General features: G+C 37.7%; 12 protein-coding genes. All 12 read left to right on the top strand.

The window, feature by feature from the left end; all coding sequences use genetic code 11:
- Position 1 precedes the first annotated feature (1 nt).
- The 12 genes from frr to rbfA all read left to right on the top strand — a co-directional run bounded on the left by frr (position 2) and on the right by rbfA (position 15,424).
- Positions 2-559, top strand: a complete 558-nt coding sequence (frr, locus tag AB3I20_RS02380) for a ribosome recycling factor (protein WP_067484213.1) — start codon at positions 2-4, stop codon at positions 557-559.
- A 191-nt stretch (positions 560-750) separates the two neighbouring features.
- Positions 751-1,563 carry an isoprenyl transferase gene (locus AB3I20_RS02375; RefSeq protein WP_071868517.1) on the top strand — a complete coding sequence of 271 codons (813 nt, stop codon included), beginning with the start codon at positions 751-753 and terminating at the stop codon, positions 1,561-1,563.
- Positions 1,560-2,360 (top strand): phosphatidate cytidylyltransferase, encoded by an 801-nt coding sequence (locus AB3I20_RS02370; RefSeq protein ID WP_067484217.1) that lies wholly within the window; start codon positions 1,560-1,562, stop codon positions 2,358-2,360. Before AB3I20_RS02375 ends, AB3I20_RS02370 begins: the two co-directional genes overlap by 4 nt.
- Before the next feature lie 287 nt (positions 2,361-2,647).
- Entirely contained in the window at positions 2,648-3,916 is a 1,269-nt protein-coding gene (rseP, locus tag AB3I20_RS02365) for an RIP metalloprotease RseP (protein WP_075491102.1), read from the top strand.
- Positions 3,917-3,982: 66 nt separating this feature from the next.
- The gene (locus AB3I20_RS02360; protein ID WP_067484220.1) at positions 3,983-5,692 is read left to right on the top strand and encodes a proline--tRNA ligase; all 1,710 of its coding nucleotides are present in this window, start codon (positions 3,983-3,985) and stop codon (positions 5,690-5,692) included.
- 141 nt (positions 5,693-5,833) lie between these two features.
- Positions 5,834-10,186: a PolC-type DNA polymerase III gene (locus tag AB3I20_RS02355; protein WP_368026887.1), complete on the top strand. Its 4,353-nt coding sequence runs from the start codon at positions 5,834-5,836 to the stop codon at positions 10,184-10,186.
- A 292-nt stretch (positions 10,187-10,478) separates the two neighbouring features.
- On the top strand, positions 10,479-10,952 hold the full coding sequence (gene rimP / locus AB3I20_RS02350; protein ID WP_067484222.1) for a ribosome maturation factor RimP: 474 nt from the start codon (positions 10,479-10,481) through the stop codon (positions 10,950-10,952).
- A gap of 21 nt (positions 10,953-10,973) precedes the next feature.
- Positions 10,974-12,170, top strand: coding sequence for a transcription termination factor NusA (nusA, locus tag AB3I20_RS02345; RefSeq protein ID WP_075491098.1), 1,197 nt, complete (start codon positions 10,974-10,976; stop codon positions 12,168-12,170).
- A gap of 19 nt (positions 12,171-12,189) precedes the next feature.
- Positions 12,190-12,483: a YlxR family protein gene (locus AB3I20_RS02340; protein WP_067484224.1), complete on the top strand. Its 294-nt coding sequence runs from the start codon at positions 12,190-12,192 to the stop codon at positions 12,481-12,483.
- Positions 12,480-12,791: a YlxQ-related RNA-binding protein gene (locus tag AB3I20_RS02335; RefSeq protein ID WP_067484225.1), complete on the top strand. Its 312-nt coding sequence runs from the start codon at positions 12,480-12,482 to the stop codon at positions 12,789-12,791. Before AB3I20_RS02340 ends, AB3I20_RS02335 begins: the two co-directional genes overlap by 4 nt.
- Before the next feature lie 12 nt (positions 12,792-12,803).
- A complete protein-coding gene (gene infB / locus AB3I20_RS02330) occupies positions 12,804-15,050 on the top strand; it encodes a translation initiation factor IF-2 (protein WP_368026886.1) in 2,247 nt (748 codons plus the stop codon).
- A 26-nt stretch (positions 15,051-15,076) separates the two neighbouring features.
- On the top strand, positions 15,077-15,424 hold the full coding sequence (gene rbfA, locus AB3I20_RS02325; protein WP_067484229.1) for a 30S ribosome-binding factor RbfA: 348 nt from the start codon (positions 15,077-15,079) through the stop codon (positions 15,422-15,424).
- The last annotated feature ends 119 nt before the right edge of the window (positions 15,425-15,543 follow it).

Genomic DNA, 15,543 nt, shown 5'->3' with positions numbered 1-15,543 from the left:
AATGGCAGATGCAATTATGGCAGAAGCAAAAGAGAGAATGGAAAAAGCAGCGCAAAGTTTACAACGTGAACTTGGACAAATCCGTGCTGGACGCGCGAATGCAAGTTTATTAGACCGAATCACAGTTAATTACTATGGTGCACCAACACCATTGAACCAAATGGCATCAATCCAAATTCCAGAAGCACGTGTATTGATGATCACGCCTTTTGATAAAAGTATTCTTCAAGATGTGGAGAAGGCAATCATGGCAAGTGATATCGGTATCAGCCCAACGAATGATGGAAATGTTATCCGTTTAGTTATTCCACAATTAACGGAAGAACGTCGTAAAGAATTAGCGAAAGATGTAAAAAAAGAGTCTGAAAATGCAAAAATCGCTATTCGTAATATTCGTCGTGATGCAATGGATGCATACAAAAAACAACAAAAAAATGGTGACATTACGGAAGATGACTTGCGCGGACTAGAAAAAGATGTTCAAGCTTTGACTGATGACAGCATTAAAGAACTAGATAAAATCGCTGGCGAAAAAGAAAAAGAATTATTAGAAGTTTAATCTTCCCGGCTTTTTAAAAAGGAGTAGCAAAATCAGTACTGATTTTGCTACTCCTTTTTTGGTGGAAACTTAAAAATTTTCAAAAAAACAAACAAATTTTTTGGAAAAAATCATGATTTCATAGGAAATACAAAGAGATATTGCTATAATGTGTAAGATAGTGGGAATTTTTAAGCATAGGAGGAAAAAGAATGTTACGTTTTTTTCCGCAAAAAAACAAGTATATTCAAGAAAAAAGTGAGTTTCAATTTAACTCCGAGGGAAAGATTCCTCAACACGTTGCCATCATTATGGATGGCAACGGTCGTTGGGCACAAAATCGCCGATTACCTCGAGTTGCAGGACACAAAGAAGGCATGGAAACTGTAAAAAAAGTAACAAAAGTAGCATCAGGTTTAGGTGTGAAAGTATTGACTCTTTATGCGTTTTCGACTGAAAACTGGAAACGACCAAAAGATGAGGTCAACTTTTTGATGCAGTTGCCTGTTGATTTTTTCGACACATTCGTACCAGAACTTATCAAGGAGAATGTAAAAGTTCACGTAATGGGTTACGAAAACGTACTACCAAGTCACACGCAAGATGCTGTCCGCCGAGCAATTGAACAGACAAAAGAAAACACTGGAATGGTGTTGAATTTTGCGTTGAATTATGGAAGCCGAGCGGAAATCGTGACGGCAGTAAAAGAGATTGCGGCTGAAATCAGTAATCAAGAATTAGCTGTTGAAGCAATTGACGAAGAAAAAATTGCTGATCACTTGATGACAGGTTTCTTGCCGAATGAACTTCGTGATCCTGAACTAGTTATTCGGACGAGCGGGGAAGAAAGAATCAGTAATTTCTTGTTATGGCAAATTGCTTATAGTGAGCTTTATTTTACAAAAGCATTATGGCCAGATTTTGATGGCAATCATTTGAAGGAAGCAATTGCTTCTTATCAAAATCGTGACCGTCGCTTTGGCGGTGTTAAAAAATTGGATAAAAATGAGGAGGATCAATCATGAGACAACGAGTGATCACAGCTGTCGTAGCTTTAATCTTGTTCATTCCAATCATTTGGGTTGGTGGCATGGCTGTTGAGTTGTTAGGGGCGTTACTAGCGGTTGTAGGTGTCTACGAACTGTTTCGCATGAAAGGATTAACGCTATTAAGTTTTGAGGGAATCTTATCAGCAATAGGTGCAGTTTTTCTGGTGTTGCCAAAAGAACGTTGGTTTTTCTTTTTACCAGAAAATACAAATACATTTACGCTTTTTTATTTTGTTGTAATGATTTTATTGGGAACAAGTGTTGTATCAAAAAATACGTATACCATTGATGAAGCTGGATTTCCAGTTGTCGTAAGTTTGTATGTGGGTATGGGATTCCAGAATTTCGTGAATGCGCGAACGGAAGGCTTAGTTGTGTTATTATTTGGGCTATTCATTGTCTGGGCAACAGATATCGGTGCCTATATGTTTGGTCGTCGCTTTGGTCAACATAAACTGATCCCAGCAATTTCACCAAATAAAACAATTGAAGGAGCTTTGGGTGGTATCGCAAGTGCAATCGTTGTGGCATTGATTTATCTCTTGTTATTCCCAGGTAAGGAATACTTCAATTATGGAACACTAGTAATGTTGTTGTTAACAATTGTCTTCTCAATTGTTGGACAATTTGGTGATTTAGTTGAATCAGCAATCAAACGTCATTACGATGTAAAAGATTCTGGAAATATTTTACCAGGTCACGGTGGAATTTTAGACCGTTTCGATAGTCTATTATTTGTATTTCCTATCATGCAATTATTTGGTGTGATTTAAAAAGTTTGTGAGAAGAAGTACTCAGCTTCAATAAATAAACTGTCGGAAATTCTTTTCTAAATTTTTGAGAAATTTAGACTTATTTAAAGTAGAAAGCCAAAATCACTTTTGGATGGATCAAAAATTTTTGTTTTGAAATGATGAAAAGAGTAGTGGGTGTTGCCACTGCTCTTTTTTGTTTTCCTAAAGGTAGCTATTGGTGTCTGTGTCAGACTGTGGTAAAATTATGTTGTTTATCTTCACAAAAATTAGAAAAATGCTAGAAAAAAATAAAGGAGAAGCAAACTATGAAAACGATTCTAACTTTTATCATCGTTTTTGGTATTTTGGTTATTGTCCACGAATTTGGTCATTTCTTCTTTGCGAAACGATCAGGAATCCTAGTCCGAGAATTTGCAATTGGTATGGGTCCAAAAATTTATGGACATCAAGCTAAAGATGGAACGACATATACACTTCGGTTATTACCGATTGGTGGTTATGTAAGAATGGCAGGCAACGGCGATGATGAGACAGAGATGGCCCCAGGAATGCCACTGTCGCTTTCACTCAATTCTGATGGTATCGTAGAGAAAATCAACTTAAGTAAAAAAGTTCAACTAACGAATGGAATTCCAGTGGAACTTGTTCGTTACGATCTAGAGGACGAGCTGACAATTACAGCTTTTGTTAACGGCGATGATACAGAGGCTGTGACTTACCCAGTAGATCATGATGCCACAATTATTGAGGCAGATGGAACAGAAATTCGAATTGCACCAAGAGATGTTCAGTTTCAATCAGCAAAATTATGGCAACGTATGTTAACTAACTTTGCTGGACCGATGAATAACTTTATTTTAGCGATTTTTTTGTTCATTGTGCTTGCATTCATGCAAGGAGGCATTCAGGTAACAAATACGAATCAAATTGGTGCAGTACTTCCTGATGGTGCAGCCGATGTAGCTGGCTTAAAGGAAAATGACCATATCCTAAGTATTAATGATAAAAAAATCACGTCGTGGACTGATTTAACAAGTCAAATTACTGCAAATCCTGGAAAAAAATTGAATTTTGAAGTTCAACGTGACGGAAAAGTTCAAGACATTGAAGTGACACCTAAATCAGTAGAATCAAATGGGCAAAAAGTTGGACAGCTTGGTATACAAGCACCGATGAAAACTGGTTTTATTGATAAAATCGTTGGTGGAACGAAACAAGCTTTCAGTAGTTCATTAGAAATCTTCAAAGCGCTGGGATCACTATTTACAGGATTTAGTTTGAATAAACTAGGCGGTCCAGTGATGATGTTCCAATTATCGTCTGAAGCAGCTAGTCAAGGAATGATGACTGTTATTGGGCTAATGGCGATGCTTTCAATGAACTTAGGGATTGTGAATCTATTGCCAATTCCAGCACTTGATGGCGGTAAGTTGGTATTAAATGTCATTGAAGGTGTACGTGGCAAACCATTGAGTCAAGAAAAAGAAGGAATCTTAACTTTGATTGGGTTTGGTTTCTTGATGCTATTGATGGTTTTAGTGACATGGAATGATATTCAACGATTCTTTTTTTAAATAGAGTTGACAAATAGGGTATAATAACAAGCGATAACTATTTTGAGGATTAAAGGAGTATATAAAATGAGACAATCAAAGATGTTGATTCCAACACTGAGGGAAGTACCAAATGATGCTGAAGTACTAAGTCATCAAATGCTATTGCGAGCTGGCTATGTTCGTCAAGTATCTGCCGGTATCTATTCTTACTTGCCATTGGCAAATCGTGTGTTAGAAAAATTGAAAACAATCATGCGTGAAGAATTTGAAAAAATTGGGGCAGTTGAAATGTTGATGCCCGCAATTCTTCCAGCAGAACTTTGGCAAGAATCTGGTCGTTATGATACTTATGGTCCAAACTTATACCGTTTGAATGACCGCAATGATCGTAAAATGATTTTGGGACCAACTCATGAAGAAACATTTACAGAATTGATTCGTAATGAAATCAATTCATACAAAAAATTGCCATTAAACTTGTATCAAATTCAATCAAAATATCGTGACGAAAAACGTCCTCGTTTTGGCTTGTTACGTGGTCGGGAATTCATTATGAAAGATGCATATTCTTTCCACGCTTCAGAAGAAAGTTTAGACGAAACATATAAAGATTATGAAAAAGCTTATACTGAGATTTTCAAACGTTGTGGTTTAGATTTCCGTGCAATTATCGGAGACGGTGGCGCAATGGGCGGAAAAGACTCCAAAGAATTTATGGCAATCTCTGAAATCGGTGAAGACACGATTTGTTATTCAACAGAAAGTGACTACGCAGCTAATTTGGAAATGGCAACAAGCTACTATGTTCCTAAAAAGTCACATGAAACACAATTGGAATTAGAAAAAGTAGCAACACCTGATGTCAAAACGATTGAAGAAGTTGCAGGTTTCTTTGATGTAGAACCACAAAAAATCATCAAATCTGTTTTATTCATTGCAGATGAAGAACCTGTATTGGTATTGATTCGTGGCGATCATGAAGTCAATGACGTCAAATTGAAAAACTTCTTAGGCGCTGATTTCTTAGAAGAAGCAGCAGAAGAAGATGCACAAAAATATCTTGGTGCTGATTTTGGTTCTGTTGGTCCAGTGAACTTAGCGGACGAAGTAAAAGTTTATGCAGATCGCCATGTCCAAGATTTAGCAAATGCGATTGCTGGAGCAAATGAAACTGGCTTCCATTACATCAATGTAAATCCAGAACGCGATTTTTCTGTTCTTTCTTATGAAGATTTACGTTTTGTTCAAGAAGGTGATCCTTCACCAGATAATAATGGTGTTCTTGCATTTACAAGAGGAATTGAAATTGGGCACATTTTCAAACTAGGTACTCGTTATAGTGAATCAATGGGTGCAACTGTGTTAGACGAAAATGGCCGTGAAAAATTTGTGATTATGGGTTGTTACGGTATCGGTGTGAGCCGATTACTTTCAGCAATCGTTGAACAAAATGCAGATGAAAATGGAATCAATTGGCCTAAAGGAATCGCTCCTTATGATCTACATGTTGTTCAAATGAATTTAAAAGATGACTATCAAACAAACTTAACAAATGAAGTTGAGCAAGCAATGATGGCAGCAGGCTACGAAGTATTAGTTGACGATCGTAATGAACGTGCAGGAGTTAAGTTTGCAGATTCAGATTTGATTGGTTGCCCAATTCGAATTACGGTTGGTAAGAAAGCAGTCGATGGAATCGTTGAAGTAAAAATCAAGAAGACTGGTGAAATGGTGGAAGTACGCAAAGAAGAGCTTGCGAATACTTTACCAATTCTTTTAAACCAAGGCGAATAATTCAAATAACCTCGAAATTCGAGAGAGACGAAGTCTTTCTCGAATTTTTTTAATGTAAATCAAAAGAAAAACGAGTATACTAAATAGTATTGAAAAAAATTATTTGTCTCAAAACAAATAAACTAGAAAGGGCGTATTTTTTTGTCAGAAAAACGAGATTTGTTTGCAAAACTGTTAGAACAAATTCAACTAGAAGATGAAGAAAAAAATCATCCGTTAATTTCTACTGGCGAAATGGAACGTGTTGTTGTGCACCGTAAATCACGTTTATGGGAATTTACGCTTCATTTTTCTCAAATATTGCCAATCATGCTTTATCGTTCATTCCTACAACACTTGACAATAGCATTTAATGAAATCGCACAGGTCAAATTGATAATCAAAGCAGAAGATCAAACATTTGACGAACGATTGTTACAAGATTACTGGGCACAAGCTTTAGAAAGTCAACAATGTGATACACCATTAGTCCAACAAGTCTTAAAAACACAAGTTCCAATTTTAAAAGAAAGAAAAATTGTGTTGCCAGTGGATAAAACAGGAGCCATTTCCTATTTGAAGCAACAATATTTGCCTTTGGTAGAAGAACTTTATCTTAGTTATGGCTTTCCTAAATTTCATATCGAACCTGAAGTCGATGAAGAGCAAGCGGCTCGCGTGCTGGAACTTTTTGAAGAACGTAAGCAAGAGCAAGCAGAAGCCTTCATGAAGCAAGCGGCAGAAAGTCTCCTTGTTCATGAACAAAAGAAAAAAGAAAAGAAAGAACAAGCACCTGCTCTGGAAGGACCAATTCAACTTGGACGCAATATTCCAACAGATGACCCTGTTACACCGATGATTGACATCGTTGAAGAAGAGCGCCGCGTAATTTTGGAAGGGTATGTATTTGATAAAGAAGTTCGTGAATTACGCTCCAAACGGAAAATTTTGACGTTGAAAATCACAGACTATACCTCTTCTTTCATTGTCAAAAAGTTCTCGAATGGTGAAAAAGATGAACAAGTTTTCGATGCAATTAGTAAAGGAAGCTGGCTAAAAGTTCGTGGAAGTATTCAAGAAGATACATTTGTACGCGATTTGGTAATGAATGCGCAAGATATTATTGAAGTTAAACATGCACCGCGTAAAGACTACGCTCCTGAAGGGGAAAAGCGAGTCGAACTACATTTACACAGTAATATGAGTACGATGGATGCGACGAATAGTATCTCTGATTTTGTTGCGCAAGCAGGTAAATGGGGACATAAAGCGATTGCTATTACAGATCACGGCGGAGCCCAATCGTTTCCTGAAGCACATAGCGCTGGGAAAAAGGCTGGAGTCAAGATTTTATATGGCGTAGAAGCAAACGTTGTCGATGACGGTGTTCCAATTGCTTATAATGATACACATGATTCTTTGAATGATGCGACCTATGTGGTTTTTGACGTGGAAACGACTGGTCTATCAGCTGTATATGATACGATTATTGAATTGGCTGCAGTCAAGATGCATAAAGGAAACGTCATTGAAAGCTTTGATGAATTTATTGATCCCGGTCATCGTTTATCAAGAACAACGGTGGACTTAACAGGTATCACAGATGAAATGGTCCGAGGCTCAAAATCTGAAGAAGAAGTTTTAAGAATGTTTCTTGAATTTTCTGAAGGCTCGATCCTAGTTGCCCACAATGCGACGTTCGATATGGGTTTCTTAAATACAAGTTATGCACGTTACGGAATTCCAGAAGCAAAAAATCCTGTTATTGACACGTTAGAATTAGCACGCTATTTATATCCTCAATTTAAACGTTTTGGGTTAGGTGTATTGACTAAAAAATTCGGTGTCAGTTTAGAACAACATCACCGCGCCATTTTTGATGCGGAGGCAACAGGTCATTTAGCCTGGATTTTTGTCAAAGAGGCAATGGAAAATCATGAGATGTATTATCACGATCAGTTAAACGATCATGTTGGTGAAGGCGACTCTTATAAACGAGCTAGACCGTTTCATGCAACTCTTTTGGCGAAGAATCAAGCTGGTCTAAAAGATTTGTTCAAGTTGATTTCAATGTCAAATATCAATTATTTTGAGCGGGTTCCCCGAATTCCTCGTTCACAGTTGAAAAAATTTAGAGAAAATCTCTTGGTTGGCTCTGCTTGTGATAAAGGTGAAATTTTTGAAGCAATGATGCAAAAAGGGGTCGAGGAAGCAGAAAATCGTGCGAAGTTTTATGATTATATCGAAGTTATGCCAAAAGCAGTCTACGCTCCTTTATTGGAACAAGAATTAGTGAAAAATGAACACGATTTAGAAGAAATCATTCGAAATCTAGTCAATATTGGTAAAAAGTTAGATAAAGTTGTCGTTGCTACGGGTGATGTCCATTATTTAAATGAAGAAGATGGCATTTATCGAAAAATCTTGATCAACTCGATGGGTGGAGCAAACCCCCTTAACCGTCATAGTTTGCCAGATGTTCATTTCAGAACAACGGATGAAATGTTAACGGCATTCAACTTTTTGGGAGCAGAACTTGCCAAAGAAATCGTTGTTGATAATACCAATAAAATTGCGGATAGCTGTGAAGAAATCGTCCCTGTTAAAGATGAATTATATACACCAAAAATTCCTGGATCAGAAGATGAAATCACCGAATTGAGTTATAATCGTGCGAAAGAACTGTACGGCGATCCTTTACCAGAAATTATTCAAAAACGTTTGGAAAAAGAATTGAACTCAATCAACGGAAATGGGTTTTCAGTTATTTATTTGATTGCTCAAAAGCTTGTGCATAAAAGTAATGAAGATGGTTACTTGGTTGGTTCCCGTGGATCTGTTGGTTCAAGTTTTGTAGCGACCATGACAGGAATCACAGAAGTTAATCCATTAGCGCCACATTATTATTGTCCTAACTGTCAGTATTCGGAATTTTTTGAAGATGGCACGTATGGTTCTGGTTTTGATATGCCAGAAAAAAAATGTCCAAAATGCGGTGCGCGCTTAAATAAAGATGGTCATGATATTCCATTTGAAACATTCCTAGGTTTCCATGGTGATAAGGTCCCCGATATTGATCTGAACTTCTCAGGTGACTATCAAGCAGAAGCACATAACTACACGAAAGTTTTATTTGGTGAGGAGTATGTCTACCGAGCTGGAACCATCGGAACAGTCGCAGACAAAACGGCATATGGATTTGTAAAAGGGTATGAACGCGACCACAATTTACAATTTCGTAGTGCTGAGGTCGATCGTTTAGCTAAGGGCGCAACTGGGGTTAAACGAACAACTGGACAGCATCCAGGGGGGATTATTGTAATCCCTGATTACATGGATGTTTATGATTTTACACCGATTCAGTATCCGGCAGATGACCAGAACTCTGAATGGAAAACAACTCACTTTGATTTCCACTCCATTCACGATAACGTATTGAAACTTGATATTCTTGGACACGATGATCCGACCGTGATTCGGATGCTGCAAGATTTATCTGGAATTGACCCACAAACAATTCCAACAGATGACCCGGAAGTTATGCGGATTTTTGCCGGCCCAGAGGTATTAGGCGTCGATAAAGATCAGATTTTTTCAAAAACGGGTACTTTAGGAATTCCTGAATTTGGAACGCGTTTTGTTCGAGGTATGCTTGAAGAAACACATCCAACAACATTTGCTGAGTTGTTACAGATTTCTGGACTATCTCATGGGACGGACGTTTGGCTAGGAAATGCAGAAGAACTGATTCGCCGTGGGGATGCAACCTTGGCTGAAGTAATTGGTTGTCGGGATGACATCATGGTTTATTTGATCCATGCTGGTTTAGATAGTGGGATGGCATTTAAAATCATGGAAACTGTTCGTAAAGGTTTATGGACGAAGATTCCTGATGATTTAAGAGAAACGTATTTGACAGCAATGAAAGAAAACAACGTGCCAGATTGGTATATTGATTCTTGTTCAAAAATCAAGTACATGTTCCCGAAAGCCCATGCGGCAGCTTACGTGTTGATGGCTTTACGGGTAGCATATTTTAAAGTTTATTTTCCAATTCTTTATTACTGTGCTTATTTTTCTGTTCGTGCTGATGACTTTAATTTAGTTGCGATGTGTAAAGGGAAAGAAGCTGTCAAAGAAGCGATGAAAGAAATCACTGATAAGGGATTAGAGGCTTCAGTGAAAGAAAAAAATCAGTTAACTGTACTTGAATTAGCAAATGAAATGCTGGAACGTGGCTATGATTTTGGAATGATTGATTTGTATAAGTCAGATGCTACAAATTTCGTGATTGATGGTGATACATTGATTGCACCATTCCGCGCAGTTCCTAGTTTGGGAGCCAACGTGGCAAATCAAATCGTAGAAGCAAGAAAAAATGGTCCATTCTTATCGAAAGAAGACTTAGCAACACGAGGAAAAGTTTCTAAAACATTGATTGAATACATGGACGACAATGGTGTATTAAAAGATTTACCAGATGAAAATCAATTATCATTGTTTGATATGTTATAGGCAATTTTTCTTAACAAGAGGCATCAACGTTTAATCGTTGGTGCCTTTATTTTTTTTACAAGAAAAATTTTTATGAAGAAATAAAAATGAATCAAAAAAGAAAAAAATTTAGCAAGCCTTTATTTTAAACGAATCGAGTTGCTGAAGAAAGCAATAAATAACCAGCAAACTTGTCATTTTATGAAATTTGTGATATAGTTTTCATTGGTAATGATACTAATTGTGAGTGAGCGGAATTTTCGCTCACTCTTTTTAATGGAATTACGTAGCCAATTTTAAGGAGGCGAAATTTTTGAGTAGCGTCGTTGAAACAGTCACAGAAATGGTGACCCCGATTTTAGATGAACAAAATTTTGAACTTGTAGAAGTAGAGTTTACAAAAGAAGGCAAAAACTGGTTTTTACGAGTATTCATTGACAAAGAAGGCGGAATTGACATCGATGAATGTGTCTATGTCAGTGAAAAATTAAGTGAGAAGCTAGATGCTGCAGACCCAGATCCGATTCCTCAAGCCTATTTCCTAGAGGTGTCATCTCCTGGAGCAGAACGTCCATTGAAAAAAGAAGCAGATTATGAAAAAGCACTAGGCGATTACGTCCATGTGTCTTTATATCAACCTGTTGATGGAGAAAAACAATACGAGGGTTTTCTTCAATCATTTGATGCTGAGCAACTAACGTTAAAAATTCGCATTAAAACACGCGAAAAGGAACTAACCATTGAACGTAAAAATATTGCGAAAGCTCGCTTAGCTATTCAATTTTAATTACGGAGAGGAATCAAAATAATGAGTAAAGAAATGTTGAACGCGTTAGATGCTTTAGAAGCTGAAAAAGGTATCTCAAAAGAAATCGTGATCGACGCTTTGGAAGCTGCTTTAGTTTCTGCTTATAAACGTCACTATGGACAAGCCCAAAATGTAGAAGTAGAGTTTGATCAGAAAAAAGGAAATATCCATGTTTATGCGGTGAAAGAAGTTACAGAAGAAGTAATGGATTCTCAGTTAGAAGTATCGTTAAAAGACGCACTTTTGATTAACCCAGCATATGAATTAGGGGATACAATCCGTTTTGAAGTTACACCTAAAGACTTTGGTCGAATTGCTGCACAAACAGCAAAACAAGTAATTTTGCAACGTGTCCGTGAAGCGGAAAGAACAATTATTTATAACGAATTCAGCGAATACGAAAAAGACATCATGCAAGGAATCGTTGAGCGCCAAGATAAACGTTATATCTATGTGAATTTAGGTAAAATCGAAGCAGTTTTGTCTAAACAAGACCAAATGCCAAACGAATTTTATCAACCACATGACCGAATCAAAGTCTACGTTTCACGTGTTGAAAACACATCAAAAGGTCCTCAAGTTTTTGTAAGCCGTAGTCATCCAGACTTATTGCGTCGCTTATTTGAACAAGAAGTACCTGAAGTTTACGATGGATTAGTTGAAATCGTAAGTATTGCTCGTGAAGCAGGAGACCGTTCCAAAGTTGCTGTTCGCTCAAATGATGCAAATATCGATGCTGTTGGAACGTGCGTAGGACCTAAAGGCCAACGTGTTCAAGCAATTGTAAACGAACTAAAAGGTGAAAACATGGATATCGTTGAATGGAACGAAGATCCAGCAATTTTTATTGCGAACGCATTGAACCCAGCTCAAGTAATGGATGTCATTTTTGACGAAACAAATGCGAAAGCTTGTACAGTAGTGGTACCTGATTATCAATTATCTTTAGCAATCGGTAAACGTGGACAAAACGCTCGCTTAGCTGCAAAATTAACAAATCATAAAATCGACATCAAATCTGAATCAGATATGGCTGAGTTTTATGAAAAACAAGCACAAAAAGAAGCAGTTTCAGAAGAAGTAGTTGAAGAGGTTCATGATGAAGCAATCGTTGAATCAGACCTAACAGCTGATGAATACGAAACAATGGCTTTTGAAGAAACTGAAACAACTGAGACAACAGATCAAGAAGCTTAATTGTAAGGAGGCAAACGAGATGAAACAAAGGAAAATTCCTTTACGCAAATCCGTGGTTTCGGGTGAAATGAAACCGAAAAAAGAAATGATTCGAGTGACCCGTTCAAAAGAAGGAGAAGTTTCAATTGATCCTACTGGAAAAATGCCTGGACGAGGAGCGTATGTCTCAATTGAGCCGGAAGAAGTGCAAAAAGCTTGGGATAAGCAAATCCTCGATCGAGTTCTCGATGTAAAACTAACAGATGAATTTTATCAAGAACTATTAGATTATGTTACGCACCAGAAAGCCCGAAAAGAGCTTTTCGGAAAATGAACACAGTAAATCGACAAAAAGTCATGAATTTACTAGGTCTTGCGATGCGTGCTGGGAAGTTAGTAACCGGTGAAGAGTTAACCATTGCAGATATTCGTCGCCAAAAGGCAAAAGTAGTGTTTGTTGCGACTGACGCTAGTGATAACACAAGAAAAAAGATCAAAGACAAAAGTTCCTATTACAAAGTTCCTTGTTTTGAGCTATTTTCAGAAGCTGAAATTACGCAAATGATTGGAAAACCACGAAAAGTCTTCGGTGTCTTAGATGCAGGGTTTGCGAAAAAAATCAAGGAGCTAATTGAAGGTTAGGAAGGTGATTACATGGGAAAAAAAAGAGTCTATGAATTAGCAAAAGAGCTCAATCAATCAAGTAAAGTGATTGTCGAAAAAGCCCAAAATTTAGGGATCGACGTAAAGAACCATATGGGAACTTTAAATCGCGAAGATGAGAATAAATTGCAGCAAGCTTTCAAAAACCCAGTTGTACAAAAGCCAAACCAAAAACCCGTCAATCAAAAGCCAAATGATAAAACTCAAGAAAATACAAAAAATGTAACACAACAAAAAAATAAAAATAACCGCAACTATCAAGATCGCGGTCAAGGGAGCGGTCAAGTGAATCAAGGACAAAATAAATCATCCAACCAAACTAACCAAAACCGTCAAGGCGGAAATCAAAATCGTAACAACAATAACAATCGCGGAAAATTCAACAATAATAACCGCAATCGTTTTAACAAAAAAGGGAAAAAAGGGAAACAACAAACGTCAAACAAACCAGCTGTGCCACCACGTAAATTCCGTGAACTACCAGAAGTTCTAGAGTATACAGAAGGCATGAACGTTGCAGATATTGCGAAAAAAATTCACCGTGAACCAGCAGAAATCATCAAAAAACTATTCATGCTAGGTGTCATGGTCAATCAAAACCAAGCACTTGATAAAGATACAATCGAGTTATTAGCAACAGATTATGGTATGGAACCACAAGAAAAAGTACAAGTGGATATTGCAGATTTAGACAAATTCTTTGAACCAGAAGAATTGAATGAAGAAAATCTAGTTTCACGTCCACCAGTTGTCACAATTATGGGGCACGTTGACCATGGTAAAACAACTTTATTAGATACTTTGCGTCACTCACGTGTAACAAATGATGAAGCAGGCGGAATCACTCAGCATATCGGTGCTTACCAAATTGACATCGACGGTAAACCAATTACTTTCTTGGATACACCAGGTCACGCGGCCTTTACAAGTATGCGTGCGCGTGGGGCAAGTATCACAGATATTACAATCTTGGTTGTTGCTGCTGATGATGGTGTAATGCCACAAACGGTTGAAGCCATCAACCATGCGAAAGCTGCGAATGTTCCAATCATCGTTGCTGTAAACAAAATTGATAAACCAGGCGCAAACCCACAACACGTTATGCAAGAATTAAGTGAATACGAACTTATTCCTGAAGCGTGGGGCGGAGATACGATCTTCGTTGAAATTTCAGCGAAATTTGGTCAAAATATTGAAGAACTATTAGAAATGATTCTATTAGTTTCTGAAGTAGAAGACTTGAAAGCTGATCCAACACAACGCGCAATCGGTACAGTTATCGAAGCACGTTTAGACAAAGGTAAGGGACCAATCACTACTTTACTTGTTCAACAAGGAACATTACATGTAGGAGACCCAATCGTTGTCGGCAATACTTACGGACGTGTTCGTGTGATGGTCAGCGACTTAGGTCGACGTGAAAAAGATGCGGGTCCAGCAACACCAGTTGAAATCACTGGATTGAACGATGTACCACAAGCTGGGGATCACTTTGTTGTCTTTGAAGATGAAAAAACAGCTCGTGCAGCTGGTGAAGAACGTGCCAAACGTGCAGTTGTTGAACACCGTGCCGCTACAAGCCGTGTAACATTAGATAACTTGTTCGAAAGTCTTAAAGAAGGCGAATTGAAAGAAGTTAATGTTATTATCAAAGCTGACGTACAAGGTTCTGCAGAAGCTTTAGCTGCTTCATTGAATAAAATTGATGTCGAAGGCGTTCGCGTGAAAATCGTGCATGCTGCTGTTGGTGCAATCAATGAAAGTGACGTTACCTTAGCTGCTGCAAGTAACGCAATCATCATCGGGTTTAACGTTCGTCCTACACCACAAGCGAAGAGCCAAGCTGATTCGGAAGAAGTAGACATTCGTTTACACCGAATCATTTATAAAGCAATCGAAGAAATCGAAACAGCAATGAAAGGGATGCTTGATCCTGAATTTGAAGAAAAAATCACTGGTCAAATGATCATTCGTGAAACCTTCAAAGTTTCAAAAGTTGGAACGATTGCTGGTGCATACGTGACTGAAGGATTTATTCGTAGAGATAGTGGTGTTCGTGTCATTCGTGACGGAATCGTTATCTATGAAGGCCAATTAGCTAGCTTGAAACGTTTTAAAGATGACGTGAAAGAAGTTAAAATGGGATTTGAATGTGGCGCAATGATTGAAAAATTCAATGACATCAAAGTTGATGACATCATTGAAGGCTTCATTATGGAAGAAGTTAAAAACGACTAATAAAAAAATAAAGGAGGCCGCTCATTATGGCTAACTATCGTGACCGTCGAGTCGGTCAAGAAATTTTAAAAGAGGTCAATGATATTTTACGTAAAAAGGTTCGTGATCCACGTGTTGAAAACGTAACGATCACGGATGTACATGTAACAGGTGATTTGCAACAAGCAACCATCTATTACAGCATCTTATCTGATCTTGCTTCAGATAAGAAAAAAGCTCAAGAAGGTTTGAGTAAAGCAAGTGGGCTCATTCGTCGTGAATTAGGTCATAACCTAAGCATTTACAAGACACCTGAGCTAATCTTTGAATTAGATGAGTCTGTCGGCTATGGTAACCATATCGACGAGCTGTTGCGTAATTTGAATAAGGACTAAACAAAAAGAGTAACAAACCTGGTATATCAGGTTTTGTTACTCTTTTTTTATTTAGATTAAAAAATAAAAATTTATTCGCAAAATTATTGGGTAAGTAGTTCCTATGTTATAATGAACAG

It is taken from the genome of Enterococcus sp. C50 (genome assembly GCF_040887505.1).
GTDB classification, from domain to species: Bacteria; Bacillota; Bacilli; order Lactobacillales; family Enterococcaceae; genus Enterococcus_B; species Enterococcus_B thailandicus.
Note: the sequence above shows the minus strand (reverse complement) of the source record. Positions and strands in the feature narration are given on the sequence as shown.